The sequence below is a fragment of the Pseudomonas sp. SJZ074 genome (genome assembly GCF_007828215.1).
Lineage (GTDB): Bacteria > Pseudomonadota > Gammaproteobacteria > Pseudomonadales > Pseudomonadaceae > Aquipseudomonas.
The window spans coordinates 1-20180 of the sequence record NZ_VIUE01000031.1 but is presented as its reverse complement, the minus strand read 5'-3'; the positions used below and the strand labels follow the sequence as shown (position 1 = coordinate 20180).

Annotated in this window: 16 protein-coding genes; 11 read left to right on the top strand and 5 right to left on the bottom strand. The window is 58.8% G+C overall.

The window, feature by feature from the left end; all coding sequences use genetic code 11:
• Positions 1-8: 8 nt before the first annotated feature.
• Together FBX99_RS24455 and FBX99_RS24450 are read right to left on the bottom strand one after the other, a co-directional pair.
• Positions 9-2549, bottom strand: coding sequence for a Tc toxin subunit A (locus tag FBX99_RS24455; RefSeq protein WP_145133175.1), 2541 nt, complete (start codon positions 2547-2549; stop codon positions 9-11).
• A 304-nt stretch (positions 2550-2853) separates the two neighbouring features.
• Complete coding sequence (locus tag FBX99_RS24450) at positions 2854-4773, bottom strand: methyl-accepting chemotaxis protein (RefSeq protein ID WP_145133173.1); 1920 nt, start codon at positions 4771-4773, stop codon at positions 2854-2856.
• A gap of 264 nt (positions 4774-5037) precedes the next feature.
• Here FBX99_RS24450 and FBX99_RS24445 point away from each other — a divergent pair, with 264 nt between their 5' ends.
• Together FBX99_RS24445 and FBX99_RS24440 are read left to right on the top strand one after the other, a co-directional pair.
• Positions 5038-5709 carry a histidine phosphatase family protein gene (locus FBX99_RS24445; protein WP_144930491.1) on the top strand — a complete coding sequence of 224 codons (672 nt, stop codon included), beginning with the start codon at positions 5038-5040 and terminating at the stop codon, positions 5707-5709.
• 24 nt (positions 5710-5733) lie between these two features.
• Positions 5734-6582 carry a phosphatase PAP2 family protein gene (locus tag FBX99_RS24440; protein ID WP_144930490.1) on the top strand — a complete coding sequence of 283 codons (849 nt, stop codon included), beginning with the start codon at positions 5734-5736 and terminating at the stop codon, positions 6580-6582.
• A gap of 34 nt (positions 6583-6616) precedes the next feature.
• On the opposite strand, the gene FBX99_RS24435 is transcribed toward FBX99_RS24440, so the two are convergent.
• Positions 6617-7105 (bottom strand): RNA 2'-phosphotransferase, encoded by a 489-nt coding sequence (locus FBX99_RS24435; protein ID WP_256662551.1) that lies wholly within the window; start codon positions 7103-7105, stop codon positions 6617-6619.
• Positions 7106-7136: 31 nt separating this feature from the next.
• On the opposite strand from FBX99_RS24435, the gene FBX99_RS24430 reads away from it, so the two are divergent.
• The 3 genes from FBX99_RS24430 (at position 7137) to FBX99_RS24420 (ending at position 10529) form a co-directional block, all read left to right on the top strand.
• On the top strand, positions 7137-8618 hold the full coding sequence (locus tag FBX99_RS24430) for a leucine-rich repeat domain-containing protein (RefSeq protein ID WP_145133171.1): 1482 nt from the start codon (positions 7137-7139) through the stop codon (positions 8616-8618).
• 117 nt (positions 8619-8735) lie between these two features.
• On the top strand, positions 8736-9569 hold the full coding sequence (locus FBX99_RS24425; RefSeq protein WP_144930487.1) for an oxidoreductase: 834 nt from the start codon (positions 8736-8738) through the stop codon (positions 9567-9569).
• A gap of 21 nt (positions 9570-9590) precedes the next feature.
• A complete protein-coding gene (locus tag FBX99_RS24420; RefSeq protein ID WP_145133169.1) occupies positions 9591-10529 on the top strand; it encodes an AraC family transcriptional regulator in 939 nt (312 codons plus the stop codon).
• Here the strand turns inward: FBX99_RS24420 and FBX99_RS24415 are convergent.
• Both FBX99_RS24415 and FBX99_RS24410 read right to left on the bottom strand, forming a co-directional pair.
• The gene (locus FBX99_RS24415; protein WP_145133167.1) at positions 10526-11416 is read right to left on the bottom strand and encodes an EamA family transporter; all 891 of its coding nucleotides are present in this window, start codon (positions 11414-11416) and stop codon (positions 10526-10528) included. The two genes, FBX99_RS24420 and FBX99_RS24415, sit on opposite strands and share 4 nt — an antisense overlap.
• Positions 11417-11447: 31 nt before the next feature.
• Positions 11448-12674, bottom strand: coding sequence for an MFS transporter (locus tag FBX99_RS24410; RefSeq protein WP_145133165.1), 1227 nt, complete (start codon positions 12672-12674; stop codon positions 11448-11450).
• A gap of 156 nt (positions 12675-12830) precedes the next feature.
• Between FBX99_RS24410 and FBX99_RS24405 the strand changes: the two genes are divergently transcribed.
• The 6 genes from FBX99_RS24405 to mobI all read left to right on the top strand — a co-directional run bounded on the left by FBX99_RS24405 (position 12831) and on the right by mobI (position 19893).
• Positions 12831-13286: a helix-turn-helix domain-containing protein gene (locus FBX99_RS24405; RefSeq protein WP_144930483.1), complete on the top strand. Its 456-nt coding sequence runs from the start codon at positions 12831-12833 to the stop codon at positions 13284-13286.
• Positions 13287-14682: 1396 nt separating this feature from the next.
• Positions 14683-15696 (top strand): nucleotidyltransferase, encoded by a 1014-nt coding sequence (locus FBX99_RS24395; RefSeq protein ID WP_144930482.1) that lies wholly within the window; start codon positions 14683-14685, stop codon positions 15694-15696.
• A complete protein-coding gene (locus FBX99_RS24390) occupies positions 15693-17426 on the top strand; it encodes a ThiF family adenylyltransferase (RefSeq protein ID WP_144930481.1) in 1734 nt (577 codons plus the stop codon). Before FBX99_RS24395 ends, FBX99_RS24390 begins: the two co-directional genes overlap by 4 nt.
• Entirely contained in the window at positions 17423-17929 is a 507-nt protein-coding gene (locus tag FBX99_RS24385; protein WP_144930480.1) for a Mov34/MPN/PAD-1 family protein, read from the top strand. Before FBX99_RS24390 ends, FBX99_RS24385 begins: the two co-directional genes overlap by 4 nt.
• Positions 17898-19079: an SAVED domain-containing protein gene (locus FBX99_RS24380; protein WP_144930479.1), complete on the top strand. Its 1182-nt coding sequence runs from the start codon at positions 17898-17900 to the stop codon at positions 19077-19079. Before FBX99_RS24385 ends, FBX99_RS24380 begins: the two co-directional genes overlap by 32 nt.
• Positions 19080-19431: 352 nt before the next feature.
• On the top strand, positions 19432-19893 hold the full coding sequence (gene mobI, locus FBX99_RS24375) for a conjugative transfer protein MobI(A/C) (RefSeq protein WP_144930478.1): 462 nt from the start codon (positions 19432-19434) through the stop codon (positions 19891-19893).
• Positions 19894-20180 lie beyond the last annotated feature (287 nt).

Here is a 20180-nt window from a genome sequence, read left to right as displayed (position 1 = left end):
TGCGCCGGTCAATGGCAGGCAGCGATCAATGCTTCACCGACTATTTTCCAGTCCGCCGCGGGGCTTTGGGTCTTCAGTGCAGTTGCCTTGAGCAGTAGGTCCGCCGACAGCCCCGTACTCACACAGCACGCCTGGCAGCGCATGACCCAGTCCACTGCTTCCATCGTCGTTGCGCGTTTTGGCGCAAGCAATGCCGTCAGGCTGCTGACCTCCTCGGGGCTCCAGTTCAGGAGGTTGGCGAGCAGGCGATTGGCTTCTTTTTCCAGGTGCGGTCCGTCCTGATTGGCAACCTGCAGGTAGTGCAGCAGGTTTTCTTCCGACTGTGCCTGGTGGCGGACGCAATGACTGAAGCGCTCAAGCAGATACAGTGTCTGGGGCTGCAAGCTTTTTGAGGTGTACGAGGCCAGCCATGCCGGGTTCTCCATCAGTGTCGCCAGGGTGCTGCTGCTCAGGTGCAGATGCCTGCAGGCCTCGGCAATGCGAAGCAATGTTGCCAGCAAAGGTGGCATGACCCCGGGGGATGCGTTGATGGCCGCGACGACTGCTGCTGCATCGCTACCGGCCATATGCAGGAGGGACGGGACGTATTCGGCAGCCAGGTCCATAAGGTCGTGGAGCAACGTTTCTACCAGACGCTGAGGGTCGTGGGAGAGGCTGGCGTCCGCTTGGAGTTTCGCCAACTGCTGTTCCAGATTTTCATTGAGCGGCAAGTCATTTGTCGTTTCATCGAACAGGCGACACCATTGCAGCACGTCCCGATCGTTTTGCCTGAGCCAGTCAACCGCCCAGTCCATTGCCATCAGCACGTCGAGAATGTCCGGTTGCGAAGCCCCTGAGGTGCTCAGTTTTCCGGTCACCAGCGCCTTGCAGAAATCGTCGCCGCCCAATAACCGCGCCAGCTCCGTGCATTCAAGGGGTGACAAACCCAGCATCCGGGCGATACGGGCCTGACGGTAGAGCGAAGAGGCAGTGGGTAAATTATGTTGCAACGCAGGCAGGTATTTCTCGGCCTGGTGTATTAGTAACAGCAGTGAATCCTGGGTAATCGGAAGTCCAAGGCCGGCACTCAGGTAACTGAGGGTTTGCTGATCCGTGGCGAGCAGCTGCTTCTTCGGGTTTTGCCACACAGGGTTTTCGAGCAGCCGGGTGCGATTGAACACCTGATCGAACAGCGGTACCCGGTTCCCGCAAGCGGCTATCGGCATGTCGTGGAGGAAAGAGGCAAATTCTTCAGGTGTGATGCCATGGCGTCGATTCAGATAACGGTAGATGCCAAGAGCGCGCATTGTTTTGGCGTTGAGCGTGTAGTTACCTTCTGACCGCAAGGCATTGACGATCAGCGTGTCCAGTTCGGCAAAGGGGATATCGGTCCAGCGATGCAGGCGGATCATTCGCTGCATACGGTCGAGGCGTCCAGGGGAGAGGTGGTCGAAACGGTCGAGGTGTTCAGGCTGGTCGAAAGAGCCGTTCTTGCTCAAGGCATGGTTCGTTTCGCGCATGTTGATGTAGCTGGCCCCATAATATTCTCGAGTGGGGGCCGGGCTATTGACGGAGCTTCGGGGGGCGTATTCGCCCGCCGCCAGTAATTGTTCAATCTGTTTGGACGTCAGCCCGGTGCGCTCCTTGAAAAAATCTATCTCAGCCAGACGCGTGATGTCTTGAGTGCCATAGCTTTTGTGTAATGCCTCAAGGCTGGAAGTTGAGGCGATCGGTGCGATCAGCAGCGTCTGTTGTTCCGGACTGAGCCCGGACAACAACCTTTGCGCTTCGAGACGCGACTGCGATACGCCTCCGTAAGTTGCCCCGTCTTGTGAGAATGGCAGCTTCAGGCTGATCCGGTAATTCAATTCGCCCAGCGCCGGTTTACCTGCGCCCAGCCCCAGCAGACATTGGTGGTGGTGCAGATCGTAGGGCAGTGAGAAGGGGTAATGCTCGCTGGCCAATGCCTGTTGCACGGTCCGGTTCCCCTTGGTTTTGGCCAAGTGCACTTCGATATTGCTTTGCAAGGTGGCATTGACGATTGCGAGCATCGGCTGCGTGGCGAAGGCACTCTGTTGATCGAGCATCAGCTTCTTGAGGTCCGGCCGTCGTTGCTCCAGGGTGATCCGCTCAGTGGGCGATGCCAGGCTTTCCAACTGCCCGGCAAACAGATACAGCGCCCGCAGGTACGCCACGGGGGAGTCGATTGCGGCGATATCGCCTTCGTTGCAGAACTGGTCCCATTTCTCTTCGAATAGCGCTTGATAGCCGATGCGCGCTGACGTTGAGTCCGGCTGCGAGCTGCGTCGGAGACGTTGCCTGGTATCGCTGGACGATATTTGATGTTCCTGATACAGACGGCTGATCTGCCCCGCATAGTTCCAAGCGTTGTCGTAAGCCTGCCCGGCATCCGCGTCGCAGTGCCTGGCCAGTTCAAGGGCGAACTGCGCCTTGTCCATGCGTGTGATATCGAATACCGAATTCAATCCCATGCGCTGCATGGCTGTTTTGAAATCGGCTTTTGGGGAGTCAACGAGCCGGTGCAACAAAGAGTCGTTGCTGTCATCCATGGGTCTATCTCCTGAGCGAGCGGAATGTCCTTATTCAGGACAAAACCGTACAGGAGCGCGCAGAGGAAGACGGTAGGACCGAGGCCGGGCAATGTGTACGAAAGGGCGATTCGAGGGCTGTGTGGATGTAACGCCTGTGGGCTCAGCCAGCCTTGAAGTGGCTGACCCACCGCCTTCGCGAGCAAGCCCGCTCCCACAAGGGATCTGAGGCGCATCGCAGAACCCTGTGGGAGGGAGCCCGCTCGCGATGACGGCGGCACCTGCGACATTGTTGTGGCAGGTCCACCGCGATCGCGGGCAATCGTCAGACGCGGAAGTGGCTGACCATCATCTGCAACTGATTGCCCAACCGCGCCAGTTCAACGCTGGAGGCGGCGGTTTCTTCGCTGGCGGCGGCGGTCTGTTCGGACACGTCGCGCACGTTGATGATGCTGCGGCTGATTTCCTCGGCCACGGCGCTTTGCTGTTCGGCTGCGGCGGCGATCTGCTGGTTCATCGATTGGATGTTCGACACCGTGCGGGTGATGTTCTCCAGTGATACCCCAGCCTTGCGGGTCAGGGCCACGCTGCTGTCGGTGAGGCTGCGGCTGTTGTTCATCACGGCCGCCACCTGCTGGGTGCCGTTCTGTAGGCCGGCCACCAGGCCTTCGATTTCCTCGGTGGATTTCTGTGTGCGTTGGGCCAGGCCACGGACTTCATCGGCGACGACCGCAAAACCGCGACCGGCTTCACCCGCGCGCGCCGCTTCGATCGCGGCGTTGAGGGCCAGCAGGTTGGTCTGTTCGGCCACGGCCTTGATCACGTCCATGACGCTGCCGATCTTGTCGCTTTCCTGTTGCAGCACGGTCATGGCGTCGGTGGAACGTACCACTTCGCTGGCGAGGCGTTCGATCTGGGCGATGGCTTCGTTGACCACCTGATCGCCGGCACGGGCTTCGCCGTCCGCTGCGGCCGCTGCATGGGAGGCTTCTTCGGCATTGCGGGCTACTTCCTGCACGGTGGCGGTCATTTCGTGCATGGCGGTCGCGACCTGATCGGTCTCGACTTTCTGGCTGTTGACCCCGGCGCTGGTCTGCTCGGTGACGGCGGACAGCTCTTCGGCGGCGCTGGCGATCTGGGTCACGCCATCACGGATGCCGCTGATAAGGTCGCGCAGGGTCACGCCCATGCGGGCAATGCCCTGCTGCAGCACACCCAGTTCATCGCGGCGGGTGACGATGACGTTGTGCGACAGGTCGCCGTTGGCAATGCGTTCGACCACGGTCAGGGTTTCGCTCAGCGGCCGGGTGATCTGTCGCGTGATGATCACGGCGGCAATGATGCCCACCAGCAGGGCGAGCAACGTACTGATCAATTGCAGCGTGCGGGCCTGGGCGCTTTCGGCGTCGCGGCGGTCCAGCTGGATCTGATACAGCTGTTCGCTCTGGTTGACGATGGTCGCGCCTTGCTCGGTCATTTCCTTGCGCGCCTGCACGGCGTCGGCAGTGGCCGACTTGAAGGCCTGCAAGGCACTGCGGTATTGGCTCAGGGCGTTTTCCAGCTGGCGCAGTTCATCTTGACGAGTGCTGGCGAAATGCAGGTTCAGCGGTTTGAGCGATGCGATGGCGGCGTCCAGTTGGGCGACGGCTTTCTGTTCCGTATCGGCATTGCTGTTGGCGGTATAGCCGCGGACTTCATAGCGGGCCAGCATGAACGCCTGTTTCGCCTGGGTGATCGCCTGGAACTGTGCGAAGCGCTCATCGCCCGGAGTCATCTGCGCCACATCGGCGCCAATCACCTCGATCAGTTTGTAAGCCGTTTCGGCGTTGGCACCCATGGCGTCGCGGGCCGTGTTGCCGGTGCGGTAGGCGCTGCGCATTTTGTTCAGGGACGTCTGGTAGGCGCCGATGGTCGCGCTCTGCGCCTTGAGCAGCTTGACGTTCTCCGGGCTCTTGAAGCTGCTCAGCAGCGCATTCTGTTGCGCCACGAAACCATCAAGGGTGGTCTGCACAGTCTGTGCGGCCGTCTCGTCGCCGTTGGTCAACATGTATTGCAAGCGAGTGACCCGAAGCTTGGTCAGCCCGGCGTTGAGCTGGGTGATGTCGCTCATCCAGTTGCTGCGGTCGATCAGCCCGCCCAGGCTGTTCCAACCGGTCACGGCCAGGATGCAGGTCAGGAGCAGCACCAGGCCGAAGCCCAGGCCCAGTTTCATGTTTACGCTAATGTTGCCAAACCAGCTATTCATCAAATTCCTCCAGGAACGTTGTACTGCTTGATCGTCGGTTGGCTGGAAGATTGTTGTTGTTAAGCCAGCAAAATAGGGAGCAGGCCTGTATCGGCCACCGGTTCGATATCTGAAAGTTTTTTTCCCCGGGATCCTGCACGTCAGCGAATCTTCAGGCGCGTGTACCAAGCTTTTTTTCACATCCATTTCACTGCCTGCCTACGCCGCCGTCTCTACTGTCACGCCATCGAATGACTGGGGTGGATGCCGTCGGGGCGGCTTGATGTGGAACTGAGACTGAGTTTTTTCGGCTTGACGCGTTCGATCGAGACAAGCCGGTTTGCCCGCTACCAAAACGCCGCAGTCATCCTGGCCTCGGCATTGCTCGTGATTCCGTTGACCCTCTGGTTGCTGAGCCCGGCGGCGGTGCCGGACCTGGCCCATGGCAACGTCGCCGGCGCCCGGACGTTGGCCGAAGGCTGGGCCAAGGGGGAAATGATCGTGTTGGTGCGCCATGTCGAGCGCTGCGATCACTCCAAGGCTGCGTGCCTGAACGATCCTGCCGGCATCACTGACCGGGCCCGTGCCGTCGCGGTAGGTCTTGGTGCCCGGTTCGAGCAACTGGGCCTGGATAACACCGACATCTACAACAGTCCGGCCACCCGCACGGCCCAGACGGCGGGGTACATGTTCAACAAGGTGAGCGCTGGCGACGATTGGTTGATCAACTGCCGGCGTGACCTGCTGCGCAACGCCCTGGCCCACAAGGTGGCCGGGCACAACCTGATCCTGGTGACCCATAGCGAATGTATGCAGGCATTGGAAACCTCGCTCAAGCGACCGACCTCGACGTTTGGCTATGGTGCGTCGCTGTTTGTTTCCACCGCCGAACCACAAGTGCCTCGGTTGCTCGGTTTTATCGAAGCGTCTGACTGGCGCTCGGTGACGTTTCAGTAACTTTTCCCACGACTAGGACAGCCCATGCTGACGTCTGCTCGCGCCCGTTTCTATGGGCTTAATCTCGGAATTCCGTTGCTCTGTGCCGCGGTGGTGTTCCTGTTGTTCGACATGACCCGCATCGACATCGCCATCAGTGATTTCTTCTACGACCCCGTACACCAAGTGTTCCCGTTGGAGCATGTGCACCTGTTCGAGAAAATCACCCACAAGTGGGCCAGGGTCATACCCAACTGGACCGGCGAGGCGGCCATCGTCGGTGCGCTGTTGTCGTTTTTCTGGCCGATATTCCGGCCGGAGAAGCGCCCTGGGCTGCTGCGTCTGTTGGACAAACTCAGGTTGAGTAAGCCGCTGCGTTTTGCCTACAAACACCGTCGTGATTTCCTCTATGTCGTCTTTGCTTTTTCCCTCAGTACCGGTGTCATTCATTACCTCAAGGGCCATACCAGCGTGTACTGCCCGGTGGAAACCACCCAGTACGCCGGCAAGATCGAACACAAGGAGTGGTACCAGAACTTCAACCTGCTGAAAGTCGCCGGGGAGGGGCGCTGCTGGCCCGGTGGACATGCCTCCGGAGGCTTTACCATGCTGGCGCTATACTTCGTCGCACGCCGCTATCGCTGGCGTCACTCGAAAGCGCTGATGTACGGGGCGCTGGCCTTAGGGTTTGTCTACGGCACAACGCGAGTCCTACAGGGATGGCACTACATGTCCCACACCTTTTGGGCGGGGATCTTCGTATGGTTGAGTTGTTGGCTGATGGCATTGGCCTTTTATGGGCGAGCGGCCTTGGAGCAACCTGTATCGCCCAGGGTTTCATCGCAGGGCGCGCAACGCCTGCCTGAGCTGGGTGACGTACAGCCCTCCGCCTGAATCGAAGGCAAAAAAAAGCCCGCGGGAGAGCGGGCTAAACCTTAGTTTCTTGAATGAGCGAGGGGACTTTACCGAATAACAGCCGTGGGCAGGGTGAAGAAAAGTTTATGCGATCTCTCGCCAGGGCCTTCCTTGGTGCATGCCTGTCCGTTAACCAAACCCCATTTTCGGCCTGGAAGAACCTGAAACCCTGCTGGTGCATTCGAAGGGCGTCAACTTTCAGTACCACAGGCTTTCCATAACGCTGCCCAACGGTGATAGCCGTTTGCATGTCCTGCAACAGATGCACATGGTGACGGGGGCCTGGAGTCAGCCCTTTTTCCCTGATCGACTCCAGAAAGCGCGTGGCAGTGCCATGGTAAAGAAGCTCCGGTGGTTCTTTTTCTACATATTGAAGACTGACGGTACCGGTTGAGTGCCCCTGCACGGCGCGAATGCGCAGGCCATCGTCGGAGAAACTGAAGCGCTTTTTATCAAAAGTTTGGGGTTGGTCGATGATCAAATCCGTTTTTTGCGGCAGCATACGCAACCTGCTTACTTCGGACACATAGACCGTGCAGCCCCCCAGCCGCAGCACCCTGATCGCCCAACTCGCCACCGCACCCGATGACATTGCCGCGCGCGTCGCGCTTTATCGCGACCTGCTTGATACGGCGGAGGTTTCGCTGGAGGGTTTGCGTGTCGCCGCCGGCCTCTGCGATCCGGCCGCCATGGCCGTGATTGCCCAGTTGAACACCACACCCCATAGGAATCGCCCTGGCCCCTTGTTGTCGCAGCTTCGCGGACTGCCGGTGGATCATGTGGAGCTGGACGATGCCGAGTCGCATTGGCTTGATGCATTGGCCGGGCTGCCGTTACGCACGCTGATACTCAACGGCCCGAGGTTCCGTTGCGGTCCGGATATATGGCGGCGTTTGCCGGGTGTTGCCCTGGAACATCTGGAGATCAGCAGCTTTTCCCGCGACGATGACGCGACCAGTCTGCCGTCACTCGAACGCCTGCACTGCCTCAAGTTGGACACCTATGGCGAAGATTTCGACGACAGTTTCCTCCGGCAACTGGGCAGCAGCAGGCTGCAAGAGTTGTCGTTGAACCGTTGCGATGACCTCACCGACGACGGCCTTCGGGCGCTGTCGCCGCTCAAGTTGCGCTCACTCACCTTGAAACGCGCCGGAGAGCTGACTTCAGCGGGAATGCGGCACTTGTGCACGCATCCACTCGAACAACTGACCATCAGCTCAAGCGGCGCCATCTTGCGGGATCCTTCCTGGCTTGCCGATATGACGGCCTTGCGCTCGCTGAGCCTCGATGACTGTTACGCCTCGGACAGCCTGCTTGACGCCATTCGCGAGCTGCCGATCGAACGGCTTTCGTTGCATTCCGCGTACCTCTGCGAGGACGACTTCGAGGGGCTCGAAGGCATGCCGATTGCCGATCTGGATCTCAAATGCTCACGCCAGGTGATCGAGCGCCTGGACGTGCTGCACGGGTTTCCGCTCAAGCACCTGGGGCTTTCTGACGTGCAAGGCATCGGCGCGCAAACGTTACGTGATCTGGAGGGGCTGGGCCTGGAATCGCTGGACCTGTCATTGAACGAGGTGAGCTGGAAGATGCTGAAACAACTGGCCGGCCTGCCGCTGAAGCGGCTGAATCTCAGTTTCTGCCAGGGCATGGATGGCAAGACATTGCGCAAACTGACCGAGCTGGGCCTGCCGTTGGAGCAACTTGAAATCAGTGGCCTGGACTTGCGTGATGCCGACCTGGCTTGCCTGCGTGACATGCCGTTGCGACGTCTCGGCTTATATGAAAGCCCCTGGCTGACCGACGCCGGCGTCGCTCATCTTGCGGGGCTGCCGTTGCGGGACCTGACCCTTGCGGCGGGGCCGGGGGAATCGCAGCTCACCTCAGCCATGGTGCCGGTGCTGGAGCGGTTACCGCTGGAGAGGTTGTTATTGAGTAATTGCTCGGGGATCAGCGCAGAGGGTTGGGATCGCTTGGCACGGTTGTCGGCCCACGTGAGCGGGCCTGGTATTTGATGCCCGCTCTTTAATCCGGGACTCGATAGAAATAGGCAAGGCTCTCAGGCAAACCGGCATAGGTGCCCCATTTCTCGATAGCTACCATAACCCCGTACCTATCGATTGGAGCTCGCCATGCACAGCAGTAAAACCCTATTCATCACCGGCGTGAGCAGTGGCTTCGGCAACGCTCTGGCCCGGGAGGCGCTTGCGGCGGGGCACCGTGTCATCGGAACCGTGCGCAATGAGGCGGCCTTGCAGGCCTTCGAAGCACTTTCAACGGAGCGCGCCCACGGCGCCATCCTGGATGTCACGGACTTCGATCGGGTCGACAGCGTTGTCGCGGCGACGGAGGCCGCTCATGGTCCGGTCGATGTGTTGGTCAACAATGCCGGCTACGGCCATGAAGGCATTCTCGAAGAGTCGCCGCTGGAGGAGATGCGGCGTCAGTTCGACGTCAATGTGTTCGGCGCAGTGGCGGTGATCAAGGCCTTCCTGCCTTACTTTCGCACGCGCCGCGCTGGTCACATTCTCAATATCACCTCCATGGGGGGCACCATCACGATGCCGGGAATCGCGTACTACTGCGGGAGCAAGTTCGCCCTCGAAGGCATCTCCGATACGCTGAGCCAGGAACTGCGGCCGTTTAACATCTTCGTCACAGCTGTCGCGCCCGGCTCGTTTCGAACGGATTGGGCGGGTCGTTCGATGCGCCGCACGGCGCGTAGCATTGCCGACTACGACGCCAGTTTCGATCCGGTACGTAGGGCACGCGAGGAGAAAAGCGGCAAGCAGCTCGGCGATCCGCGGAAGGCTGCGCAAGCGATGCTGCAAGTGATTGCCAGCCCGACGCCACCTGCGCACCTATTGTTGGGCAGCGATGCGCTGAGCCTGGTGCGGGCCAAGTTGAGCCATGCGGCCAACGTGATTGATCAATGGGAAGCGCTGACCCGTTCGACCGACGGTTGACCGGCAAGCGGGAGGATGTCGATGACTGAGGCCGACTCAAGCACTTCGCGGATGGTGCAATTGATGGAAAAACTGGCGCCGGTCGAGGGCTACAATCTCAGCGCGCTGGAGGACATCCGGTTCCTGCGCTCGAACCGCCCGCTGGCGCGTACGCCGGTGTTGTATGACCCCGGTATCGTGATCCTGTGCCAGGGGCGCAAGCGCGGTTATCTGGGCGATGACGTCTACGTCTACGACGCCCAGCATTACCTGGTGGTGTCGGTCCCCGTGCCGTTTACCATGGAAACCGACGCCAGCGATGCAGAGCCGATGTTGGCGGTCTACATGCGCCTCGACTTGCAACTGGCCAGCGAGTTGATGCTGCAGGTCGACGAAGCTCTCGGCCCAAGCGATGCCCCGCCCAAGGGCATGTACGCCTCGCCCATGGACGATCAGTTGTGTGCCTCGACACTACGTTTTCTTGAGGCCATGAGCCATCCGGGCGAAGCGCAGATACTCGGGCCATCGCTGATACGGGAGATCTACTACCGCATCCTGACCGGCGAGCAAGGTGGCTCGATGCGCGCCGCATTGAGTCGCCAAGGACACTTCGGCCAGATCACCCGCGCGATCCGGAAAATCCACAGCTGCTACGCGGAACGTCTCAGCGTCGAGGCGCTTGCCCGGGAAGCCAACATGAGCGTGCCCACCTTTTACCTGCACTTTCGCAACGTGACGGACGCCTCACCCATGCAGTACTTGAAGTCAACGCGCCTGCATCAAGCGAGGCTGCTGATGCTGCGCAACGCAATGAGCGCTTCGACGGCGGCGTTCAATGTCGGCTATGAAAGTGCCTCGCAATTCAGTCGTGAATTCAAGCGCCTGTTCGGTCGGGCGCCCCAGGCTGAGATCGAATGGATGAAGGCGACGTATGCATTGCCGGCGGGGTCTGGGTCGTCTGGTTATGTTTCGTCGCATTAGCGTGGGGTCGGAACGGCAAACATGGCGTTGAAAATACGCTGCCCATAAAGACCCACGGCCAAGCCGAGCACGATCAGCACCACCGCCAGCACTTTGTTAAACGGCACACTTTCGTGGAAGACGAAGACCGAACCGAGCATCCCGAAAATTGGCACCAGCAACGACAACGGCGCCACCGTGGATACCGGGTAGGTCTTGAGCAACGAGTTCCAGATCCAATAGGCGAACAGGGTATTGGGGTAGACCTGGAACAGAATCGACAGCACGGCGGTCGTGTCTACCTGCTGGATGAATGAGCTATAGCCGGTGTTGCCGTTGATTGCATAGTCGAGGGCGAACAACGGGATCGGCGCGAAGGCGCTGGACCAGACCAGGAAGCCGAAGACATCCCGAGTTCTGGCCTTCTTGTTGATGATGTTGGCGACGCTCCATGAGGCTGCACCGACCAGCACCAGAAACACCCCCAGCAGGCTGACCGAACCGTCGCTGATCATGATGATGCACGAGAGCCCGCCGAGGGCGATCAGCATGCCCAGCATCTGGAAACGGGTCAGTGCTTCCTTGAACACCCAGCCGCCCAGCAGCAGGGTGAAGAACGCGCTGAATTGCAGGATCAGGGAAGCGATGCCTGCCGAGAGTCCAGCCTTGATGCCCAGGTTGACCACCCCCCACAGACCGATGCCGAACACCAGGCCGTAACCGATGAGGTAACGCCAGGGCACATCAGGCCTGCGGATGAAGAAGATCGCCGGCAACGCACAAAGACTGAAGCGGATGCCAGCCAGGATGAACGGATCCACGGTGGCCAGCCCCAGTTTGATCACCGAGAAATTGATTCCCCAGATTGCCGTGATCAGTACAGCCAACGCTAAGTGCCATGGTTTCATTGATGAGTCGCCTTGATGAAGGTGAGCGGTGTCATGCTGACGTCAGCCGCAGATACAACCAATACAACAGGGCCACGCCGCTGATGGCCGCGCCCAACAGGCAAACGCTCACCCAACCGAAGTGCGCGTAAGTGTAAGTGGCAGCAATCGCGCCCAAACCGCTGCCGACTGAGTAGAAGCACATGTAGGCGCCCACCAGGCGGCTTTGCGCACCGGGCCGCGCCGCGAAGATCAGGCTCTGGTTGGTCACGTGAACGGTTTGCACGGCGAAGTCCAGCAGGACGACCCCGACCACCATGCCCAGCAACGAGCTTTCAACCAACGCGGTGGGCAACCAGGACAAGGTCAATATCCCTAGGGCAATGCCTGTGGTGCGATTGCCGAGCCCTTGGTCGGCCAATCGCCCGGCGCGTGCCGCGGCCAGGGCTCCCGCCACTCCGGCCAGACCGAACAGGCCGATCTGGGTATGTGAAAGCGACAGTGGCGGCGCGCTCAGCGGCAGCACCATGGCGGTCCACAGCACACTGAATGCAGCGAATATGAACAAGGCAAAGGTGCCTCTGACGCGCAGCGTCCGCTCTGTCAGATACAGTTCCAAAACCGAGCGCAGCAACTGCCAGTAGTTGCCCCTGGCCGGCGGTATTGTCGATGCCGGCATGCTTCGGTACAGCAGCCACGCCATACCCACCATCAAGACTGCCGAGCCGAAGTAGACACCCCGCCATCCGGCCTGGTCGGCGACTGCGCCAGAGACGAAACGGGCGAGGAGGATGCCCAGCACCACGCCGCTGGTCACGGTGCCGATGACCTCGCCGCGCTGCTCCGGGCTCGCCAGCATGGCGGCATAGGCGACCAACGCCTGCACCACGACGGCCATCAGGCCGACCAGCACCATCGCGCCGAGCAGCACACCCCAACTTTGCGCCAGCCCTACCGCGCATAACGCCACGGCCGACAGTAGCAACTGCGTCAGAATGAGTTTCTTGCGATTCAGCAGATCGCCCAAGGGCACGATGAACAGCAGGCCTACCGCATAACCCGCCTGAGTCGCCGTGATGACCACACCGATAGTGCCGGGTTGAACTGACAGGCTGGCGGCCATCGACTCCAGCAGCGGCTGTGCGAAATAGACATTGGCCACAGCCATCGCACAGGTGATAGCGAAGAGAAGTGTCTGATGACGGCTGAGGGTGGTTGCACCTACCCGAGGTGGGTGTGTGCCGGCTCCGTCTATTGTTCTTTCGGCTTCGACGTCCATGTTCCAAGGCCTCTCAGCTTAAACGTTTTCTTTAGGCTGGTTTCAAAAAAAAACCGATTCGTTGTTTTCTAACAAACCAGGTTTTAATATGCAACCAGTTTTTTCCGGCGCTAGAGCGTCCTCATCAACACGTTGTCCAGGAAGGTGGAAGAGATCATGGCCAGACAGGCACTGCTGGCGCAGAGCGAATGCCCCGTGGCGCGGACCCTTGAAGCCATCGGAGATCGTTGGGCGTTGATGATCATCCGCGACGCTTTCGATGATGTTCGACGCTTCAGCGAATTCCAGAAACGCCTTGGCCTCGCCAAGAACATCCTGACGGTAAAACTCAAGATGCTGGTGGAGTTGGGCGTATTCGAAGTCCAACCCGCGTCCGACGGCAGTGCCTACAAGGAATACGTACTCACCGAAATGGGACGCTCCGTGTTTCCCATCGTGGTGAGCATGCGCCAGTGGGGAGAGCGCTTCCTCTTCAACAAGGGCGAGCGTTATTCGGTACTGCTGGACAACGACTTGTCGGAGCCAGTCGAGACCATCACGGTCCGTTCAAGGGCGGGCAGGGTATTGGCTGCGCAGGATTGTCATCGGCGGGTTGTTGAGCGGGATGCCTGACTCGGGCGATTACGTTCGTTAGAGGGGCTACTGAGAGCTGGTTTCTGCATGACAGAAGCATCGCCGGGGACCTGGATTCCTATGTTGCGAATCGAAGTGCGGAGCGCAGTAAAGTTTTGTGAGGGCCAAGTGGAGCGGGATGGTTTGCCTGGGGCTGGCTAGGTGCAATTGTCGGCGTAGCGTCAGGTGCAGGTTTTAAGTGGGGCAGAGCGCTAGAGGGTGTTGGAAAGTGGCTGAGGCGCGGGTCTATGGGCGTGAAGCCTCAAGGACTATCTGCAATGTGGAGCAGCCAGAAACAGCGAAGCCCGCATTGGGCGGGCCTCTCTGGTGTGCCGGGGGGATTAAAAATTTATACATAAGATATTGTTTTAAAAGTATTTATTTAAAGGTTCATTATTAAGTGCCCCCATAAGTGCCCCCGTGCACGTATTTCCGATGAGCGGCTATTTAAGGAGTTGAACTGGCGTCCTGAATTTAGCGTTTTCGGCAAGTCGAAAGCCAGTCAACCACCGAGGGGAATGGTGTTGGTCGTGGGCAGGATGGTATCGGTTATCTGGTGATCTGGGCGCTGAGTAGCTGGCGGGTCATCCCGTTGGGTTTTTTACGCGGTAACGCACCATGGGCTCATTTGGGGTGATATGAGCTGAGGTGCGGTATGAGGCATTCGATGGTTACCTGTCACAACTGTGGCAAAGCTATGGTTCCGAGAACGACGTACAACCGTGGTTTCTGGGGCTATACGCCTTCGTCGAATCACTGTCCCTTTTGCCTTAGTGAGAACTGGCATGGTGGGAATCCAGGGTTAGCCGCTCGACTGTGCGCTTTGGTTGGCCTGGCTCTTGGTGTTCTGTCCTGCGTGCTGGTGGGAGCTATTCTGTTCAAGGTACAGTGGTGGATTGGTGTCGAAGGACAGTGGCCTCTATTGACGCTGGGCACATGTGCTGTCTCGGTTAGCGCGGGATACCATTTTTACAACTGGTTTGTAGATTGTTGATAACCGGTGATCATGCTGCGGAGGGCAGAAATCGGCCGATTGTGTTGAAAAAGTAGGCCATGGTTTCCACCGCAGAAAAGTTCGCGCTTGAGATTGAAATCTTTATTTTGATTAGAGGATTCCAGGCTCAGACTTCGCATAGCTGCGCGCAAAAAAGGAATTTCCAGCAGTCAGTATGTGGGCAGTCTGGAAGGATCGACTTTTTCAACACAATCGGCCAAGAGCCGCCTATTGGAACTGGCTGAAAACGGCCCTAAGCGGACATGGCCAGCGGCGCACCCGGATCCTGTAAGCAGACGCTCAAGCAGTAGCCCTTGAAATACTAGGATGAGCCTTTACATACAGGTAAACCGCAGAAGCCATTGTCCAAGCCAGCCACACACCATCGATTCAGGAGGGCGCATGCCGTCAGTGCAAAAACAGTTCGAAGATTTTCACAGCTCCATCTGTTTCGATGAGGATGACGAGAAGGCGACCCTCCGCGAGAAGCGCGATACCATCGTTACGGCACTGAGGGAGAAGCTCGGCGACGACGTGCCATCGTTCGTCAACTTCAATCAGGGCAGTTACTCCATGCACACCGGTGTAGTGCCGCTGGATGGCAACTTCGACATTGACGTCGGTCTCATCTTCGACTGCACAAAGGATGAATACCCCGACCCGGTGGCACTTAAGAAGAAGGTGCGCGATGCGGTGAATTCGAACTTTCGCACCGTGGTCATCCGTCGGCCGTGCGTGACCGTCAACTATTTGAGCGGTGGTGAGATTGCATACCACGTCGACTTGGCTGTCTACACCAACGGCGATGATGGCAAGCTCTACCTGGCCAAGGGCAAGGAGAGCTCGGCCGAGGAGCATCGCATTTGGGAGGTCTCCGCCCCGAAAGAGCTGACCAAACGAGTCTGCGGTGCTTTCGAGGACTCCGACAAGCTGGCCCAGTACCGCCGATGCATCCGCTACCTTAAACGTTGGCGGCAGGTTCAGTTCCAGGGCGCCGGCGCACCGCTGAGTATTGCCCTCACCGTGGCTGCACTTCACTGGTTCAAGCCAAACTTCGGCACGTCCGGCAAGCCGGTCGACTTGCTGGCGATGCTTGATTGGGTCAATACGATGCTGGGCCAATTCACCTACGAACTCAGTCAGGACGATGGCCTGCACCTACGTCTGAAGGTCGCCTTGCCGGTGGAGCCGTATTCCGACCTGATGGCAATGCGAACAGCCACGCAGATGAAGAACTTCAAGGAGAAGCTCGAGGCGCTGCGCGATGCCCTCCAGAAGGCCTATGACGAGGATCTGCCTGAAGACGCCTGCAAGCACTTGAAGAAGCAGTTCGGCGACGACTTCAAGGTGCCCGAGAAGTCCGAGACAGCCAGGGCGGTTTCTCCCGCCGTAATCAGCACCGGAAACTCTGCATGACGGAGTCCTCCATCGAGGCGCCCGCCCCCTCGAAGGTCGATGACGCGCTTGAGGCTGTCATAGCTGCTTGTGGCTTGCATGGCATCGTGGTTGTTCGCCTAGAAGACCCAGCACCGAATTGCCTGGGGGTTGAGCTCACAGGCGCAACGCGCACTTGGCCTGTATACGTCGATTGCGACGAGGAGCAGTTGCGCCTGCCAAAGGTTTGGACTCTGCCCCCGGAGGAGCCGCTCGCACATGTTAGCTACAACGGGGTAGTGTGCATTGACGACGGCCAAGGACTGTCGCTCGACCCTAGCCGTCACGCTGACATTGTGGCGCACACAGTCCTCAAAGCATTTTACCTGCTCGAAAACTCAGCAGCGGATGCCACCACTGGCTACGTGGAATTCTTCAACGAACTCGAGGGGTACTGGCTGCACCTGCCGGGCTCACTGCGCTCCCGCGTCTACTTCGAGGTCGACGGCACCTCGCGCATGGTCAAGGGGTTCGTGAATTCGAAAACTGGCAAACCGAAGTGGTACTTCGTGGAGCGCGACGCTGACTTGCCCTGGGAGGTGCATAGCAACAAGCTCGCGGGGCAGCGGGCCTTGTACGTTCACGTCGACTCGCTGGCATTGCCACCCGTGCGGCCGGATATGCTGACGGCATCGTTCATCGAGGATGTTCACCAGCGGCTGTCGCTTGACCAACTGAAGTTATGGGGCGAGTTGTTCGGTCCGTCTAAGAACGGACCCAAACAGCTGGCCCTACTGGTGTCGGTGCCTCGACAAGCCGGCGGCCGCTCGTTGGTCGGTATTGCCTTCTGTGCTCATCGCGGGATCGTTGACGAGAAGGCACCGGTCACACCGCTGACCATGCGCCGCCATACTCCCAGCTATATGCGCGAGCGAGGAGGTGCGTCTCTGGAACTGCTCGGGAAGCACGTGGTCGTGCTGGGAGCTGGTGCCATCGGCTGTGTCGTAGTGGATACCCTGGCGGCGGCGGGAGTGGGCAAGATCACGGTTGTAGACCACGATGAATATTCGGAGGACAACGTCTTTCGGCACCTTCTGCAGCCCCTGTACATCGATATTGGCAAGCCGGCTGGCCTACAGCTGGCGCTGGAGCGACGTTACCCAGGCCTAAACATCACTCCGGTCTGCACTACTGCCCAAACCTGGTTCAGAACTGCTGATATCAGCAAATATGACGGCATTGTTCTCGCGTTCGGTGTGCCGTCAATTGAGCGATCATTTTCGCGGGTTCTCAAGGACAAGCGTTTTGACCTGCCTATCGTCTTTACCTGGCTAGAGGCCTTGGACTTGGGCGGGCACTCGGTGCTGATGTGGACTAAAGGTGAAGGCTGCCTAGACTGTGCCTATCGTGACGATGAGGGGCTGCCATCCCTGGCGTCGCGCACGTCCTTTTTGGAACCAAATCAGCCCGTCACACGCAATCTCACGGGCTGTGCCGGGGCTTTCGTTCCGTTCGGCCCCATCCAGGCCAGGCGCACGGGATTGCTGGCAACTGAGCACCTCCTTTCGGCGATGACTGCGGTGGCCGCTGGCAATCGAGGCCGAGATCCTTCCTATCGGTTCTGGGTAGGAGAGGGCCGGGTAGCTGCCCAGCATGGACTACGCACGACGCCTTGGTTTCAGGCCGCGCGCACAACGCTCCCTGAAGATGCGACGCGGCAGGTGTTCGGTCGCGCGTGCCGCCACTGCCGTGCGCCAGTAGATTCGACATGAGGCTGGTTTACCGTGTCACGCCGACCCAGCGGCTCATAATCGTTGAACACGCTTTGCGGCAGATGCAAGCGTTCGCACAGCAACGCTGGTGGCACTGCGAGGCCGGAGGAATCCTACTAGGTCGCCACTTACTGGACTCACTCGACGTGGTCGTCGACGAGGTGTCCACTCCCCAGAGCAGCGACCGCCGCAGCAGGTTCAGTTTCTTTCGGTCGTCCACACACGAGTACATCGCCCGCCAGCGTTGGCTAGAGCAAGGGCACACATCGGCCTACCTCGGACTGTGGCACACGCACCCTGAACTCGACCCAACGCCCAGCAGTATTGACCGACTAGACTGGGAACAGGCTGTGTCCGGAGACACGTTTGAAGGCGATCGCCTGTTTTTCCCCATCATCGGCACACGTAGCATCCGCATTTGGACACTGAGCCGCCGAGGCACGTTTAGAGAGTTGAAGCTGGAGAAGAAGATTGGCAACGAAGAAAGCAATGGTACCGGCTGACGCGACGGTAAAAACGTCTGCTCAGACGAAAGAAACTCGAACCCAGGACCGCGCTCGCATTCCCGTCGATGTGCGGCGCGACCTTTGGGTGGCGGCTGCCGGTCGCTGTGAATTCCGCGGCTGCTGCAAGCCGGTGGGGCGCGACTTCTTGACCAAGGAAAGGGCCTTCACGGGCGAGCACGCGCACATCATAGCGGACAGTCCTGGAGGCGCGCGGGGTGTGAAGGGCGAGTCGGAGCGCTTAGCCAAGGACGTTAACAACCTGATGCTGGCTTGCTATGACTGCCACGCTCGTATCGACCGGCATGGAAGGAAGAACAAGTTCACCACGCCGCAGCTACAAGCCATGAAGCGCGAGCATGAGGCTCGTATCCAGCGCATCTATTCCGCTACGGGCGTTGTGGAGAGTTTGCCGTTGCTGATGACGTTCCCCATTGGACCGCACGTAACCAACATCGACGTGGAGCAGATTCACTTCGCGATGCTGGAGAACAGCGACTATAAGTTGTTCCCTCAGGGCAGCCACATCCATATCAATCGTAGCGACTTCGACTTCCAGGACAACGACCCGGACTTCTGGCCTCGTGCGGAGAAGGCGCTGACCGATCACTACGACCGACGTATCCAGCCCGCGCTCGTCGACCGTAACGGTGACGCGCACTTAACCATTGCCGGATTTGCGCCGATACCGATGCTGATGAAGCTCGGAGCGCTGATTGGCGACAAGACCCGTGCGAACGTCCTGGACCTGCCCAACGACGGCTGGCTATGGGACAAGCGCGAGACGTGCCCTGAGCCCAGCTACATCTACGACGTGCCAAAAGTGCTGCCGCGCGAGGTGTCGGTGGTCGTCAGCATTTCGGGTAAGGTCGCATTTCCAGTCGGCCATGAGGTCGTTGAGTTCCGCGCTGAATTGCCGAACCGCGGCATTATCCGCAAGGAAACACACCTACTGAGCTTCCGCCGTGAATTCGATGGCTTCCTTCAGCGACTGACAGGAGCGGGTGCTCGGGTGGTGCATCTATATCCCGCGACACCGTTATCGGCAAGCATCGAGATTGGTCGCATGTTGCTACCTAAGACGTTTGAGGAAATTTATGTGTGGGAATGGCAGGCGCCCGAATGGAAGCGAGCATTGAAGTTAAAGTAGGTAAACCCGTGAGACGACGGCTTAACGGGGAAGTTGCCGGGCAGCTGCTTCTGGCCGGTTGCAGCCGAGCAGGGATACACGCCCACTGGCTATCATCTGCTTCAATGTGCTGATCCTGTTCTGCTCAGAATCAAGGCTGCCGTCGTCATCTATTGTGCATCCTTTGCACGTCATGTTTTCCTGCGTCTTACATGTCGTCATCTGTTGGCTATCTGATTCGAGCCAGGGTAACAACGTGAGCCAATCCACCCACTTTCGGTAGATTTCCGACGGTAGAACGGTCTGAAATCGAATTCCGGGGGCTCAGCGATCGGTCACCATTTTGGCTCTTACAGCGAAGAGAGCCTTGGCCATGAGTAAAGATGCACAGACGATAGTCACCCTGCTGGATCAGCAGTACGAGCAGTTGCTTGTGGTCGCGAGATGCCTGGCCGCAAGATATATGGATGCGTCCATGAAGATATACAAAAAGACCGGAGTTAAATCTGTCGTGGCTGCCGTTTCAATCAAGCAAACGAGCCCGAATGCGTACTCGATCTACTGGTGCAAACTGGTGCCACTGCAAGGGCAAAAAAACAAGTTCGCGCCCCTGACTATTCCCAAAGGCAACGGAAAGCACAAATACCCGGCTTCCTCGTTTGAGTTTGTTAAGTCCCCTTACCGTCTCCTCGTTTTGCAGGTAGAGGAGCGTCTGGCAGAGATTCGCAGCATTGCCAGTGAGAATCGTCAGATGCGTCGGACGTTGGTCGCCTATGAGAAAAAGCTGTCTAGATATCAAGCGCTCGATCATGGCGATCTCTGCTCGGAGGAGTAGGGGCTGAGTGCACTATAAGCAGTGCCGAACGGATCTGAACCGATTTCAAGACCCGAAAGCCCCGTGCAGCTTGGTCTGAGGGGGCTTTCTCGTATAAGCAGTGAACTCCGGCGAGACATGCTGCTGCGCTTAGTCAGGGAAGGCTACGAGTGCGGGCTATAAGCAGTGTAGTGGGCTAAATCTACTCGTTGTCTGTCGGCGCTGATTGAAAACTGACCCACCGGGGATGCGGCGGAAATCTTGGACTACCTGGAGGTAGTTCATGTATTCATACGAAGACCGTATCC

Excerpts from the sequence above, each read along its gene's own strand:
- mobI (WP_144930478.1), top strand. The coding sequence starts at position 19,432 with ATGAGTAAAGATGCACAGACGATAGTCACCCTGCTGGATCAGCAGTAC.
- FBX99_RS24385 (WP_144930480.1), top strand. The coding sequence starts at position 17,423 with ATGAGGCTGGTTTACCGTGTCACGCCGACCCAGCGGCTCATAATCGTT.
- FBX99_RS24390 (WP_144930481.1), top strand. The coding sequence starts at position 15,693 with ATGACGGAGTCCTCCATCGAGGCGCCCGCCCCCTCGAAGGTCGATGAC.
- FBX99_RS24455 (WP_145133175.1), bottom strand. The coding sequence starts at position 2,549 with ATGGATGACAGCAACGACTCTTTGTTGCACCGGCTCGTTGACTCCCCA.
- FBX99_RS24405 (WP_144930483.1), top strand. The coding sequence starts at position 12,831 with ATGGCCAGACAGGCACTGCTGGCGCAGAGCGAATGCCCCGTGGCGCGG.
- FBX99_RS24415 (WP_145133167.1), bottom strand. The coding sequence starts at position 11,416 with ATGAAACCATGGCACTTAGCGTTGGCTGTACTGATCACGGCAATCTGG.
- FBX99_RS24450 (WP_145133173.1), bottom strand. The coding sequence starts at position 4,773 with ATGAATAGCTGGTTTGGCAACATTAGCGTAAACATGAAACTGGGCCTG.
- FBX99_RS24425 (WP_144930487.1), top strand. The coding sequence starts at position 8,736 with ATGCACAGCAGTAAAACCCTATTCATCACCGGCGTGAGCAGTGGCTTC.
- FBX99_RS24420 (WP_145133169.1), top strand. The coding sequence starts at position 9,591 with ATGACTGAGGCCGACTCAAGCACTTCGCGGATGGTGCAATTGATGGAA.
- FBX99_RS24435 (WP_256662551.1), bottom strand. The coding sequence starts at position 7,105 with ATGCTGCCGCAAAAAACGGATTTGATCATCGACCAACCCCAAACTTTT.
- FBX99_RS24440 (WP_144930490.1), top strand. The coding sequence starts at position 5,734 with ATGCTGACGTCTGCTCGCGCCCGTTTCTATGGGCTTAATCTCGGAATT.
- FBX99_RS24410 (WP_145133165.1), bottom strand. The coding sequence starts at position 12,674 with ATGGACGTCGAAGCCGAAAGAACAATAGACGGAGCCGGCACACACCCA.
- FBX99_RS24395 (WP_144930482.1), top strand. The coding sequence starts at position 14,683 with ATGCCGTCAGTGCAAAAACAGTTCGAAGATTTTCACAGCTCCATCTGT.